The organism is Collinsella sp. AM41-2BH (assembly GCF_003468085.1).
Classification (GTDB): domain Bacteria; phylum Actinomycetota; class Coriobacteriia; order Coriobacteriales; family Coriobacteriaceae; genus Collinsella.
Genome location: NZ_QSGH01000042.1, coordinates 1 through 1,891, shown reverse-complemented (window position 1 = coordinate 1,891; position 1,891 = coordinate 1). Strand labels below are relative to the sequence as shown.

Below are 1,891 nucleotides of genomic sequence, written 5' to 3'. Positions count from 1 at the left end.
GCGCTGCATGAGCATGCCCTTCTGGCGCGAGGACCTCTAAGGTTTTCAAAGACCCGTACAGGTCTTACTACAAACATCTAGCTGCGATTAGATGTCTCCCATTGGGGCGGTGCGGATCTTTCGCACCGCCCCATTCATGTTTAATGACGCTAAATGAAGATCAGATAAGGTGGCCATGGATATCAAGACAATCGGTGTTGAGGAATGGCTCAACGTTTGGGAGAAGAGTGCTACCTGGGATATCGCTCAGTCGACGATCTCGTCGCTGACCATGGGCGAGCTTCGCGCACTGGACGAGCAGGACGGCGCCACGTTCTACGAGCGCCTGGATCGCGAGAAGATGAACTACGGCTGGATCGAGGGATCGCCGGAATTTAAGGCCGAGGTCGCCAAGCTGTATCGTCGCGATGTCAATCCCGATCACATTTTGCAGACCAATGGCTGCACGGGCGCCAACCTCAACGCCATCATGGCCGTTGTGGAGCCCGGCGATCACGTGATTGCCGAGTGGCCTACCTATACGCCGCTCTACGAGATTCCGCGTACGCTGGGTGCCGAGGTCGAGTATTGGGAGCTCCGCGAGGAGCTCGGCTGGAAGCCCGATATCGATGAGCTCAAGCGCTTGGTGCGCCCCAACACCAAGCTCATCTGCATCAATAACGCATCGAACCCCATCGGTACGGTGCTCGATGCCGATATGCTCGGCCAGATTGCCGAGATCGCCCGTTCGGCTGGCGCCTATGTGCTGTGCGACGAGGTGTACCTGCCGCTTGAGAACACCAAGGCCTTTATGTCGATGGCCGACATGTACGAGAAGGCCATTGTCACCAACTCGGTGTCCAAGACCTATTCGACGCCTGCGGCCCGCGTGGGCTGGGTCGTGGCCGACGAAGAGGTGTCCAACCGCATCCGCACCTACCGCGACTACACCATGATCTGCGGCGGCGTGTTCAACGATGCCCTGGCGACATACGTGCTCGAGCACAAGGACAAGATTCTCGAGCGCAATCGCAAGATCGTGTTTGGCAACCGCGATATCGCGCAGGCTTGGATCGATACGCAGCATCGCGTTTCCTGGACGGCCCCGCAGGGAATATCCACCTCGTTTATCCAGCTGGATATTCCCGAGGATGACGAGGAATTCTGTAAGCGCCTGTTGGCCGAGAGGGGAGCGCTGCTGGTCCCCGGTAGCCGCTTTGAGCTTCCCTGCGGCGCACGCCTGGGCTACTGCGCGAGCGAAGACGTTCTTCGCGAGGGCCTGAGGCTTTTGGGCGAGGCACTGGCGGAGTTCGATCGCTAGGGTTCCGACGATCTTCGAGGGCCTTATCCAAATTGGCCGAAGATAATCGAAAACGGACCCGTTTCCCTAGGGGAAGCGGGTTCGTTTTTCTATACCGAGAAGTCAAGTTGTTACAAATGGGGCCGTAAAGCGAGCCGGTATCCGCTGGGCCTTATACTGAGCTTCCGGTGAACGGTATCAAGCGTCTGGTAAACGGTAATTTGTTTATCAGAAATGAATAGGACAAACTTTTTTCTGAATAAAAATGAAAATGGTTGGGACGCGGCATGAATCGCTGATTCTATTCATAGCTATATTAGAAATATGCAATTTGAGGGTGGTTTAATAAAGTTAAGTTCCATTTGCTATTTGGATTGAAAACGCGTTTTAGCACGTAAATAAACTTTATTAAATCAAAGTGTGCCATGCGTGAAGTATATGTGTATGCCGTTCACCCCTCATATAAAACCGTTCGGGGGCGAGGTGGAAGTATGGACTGATTTTGGATATAAATATGTCGTCAGCAATAACGCCTCACACGGAGGGGCGCTAACGAATCGGCCCTGACAGGGGCCCGAAAGAAAGGTAGGAGGCCATGACGAAAGGTCTGCA

1 protein-coding gene is annotated in these 1,891 nt (G+C 54.3%); it reads left to right on the top strand.

The features are described 5' to 3' along the window. Positions 1-175: 175 nt before the first annotated feature. A complete protein-coding gene (locus DW899_RS10365) occupies positions 176-1,300 on the top strand; it encodes an aminotransferase (protein ID WP_117801071.1) in 1,125 nt (374 codons plus the stop codon). Positions 1,301-1,891 lie beyond the last annotated feature (591 nt).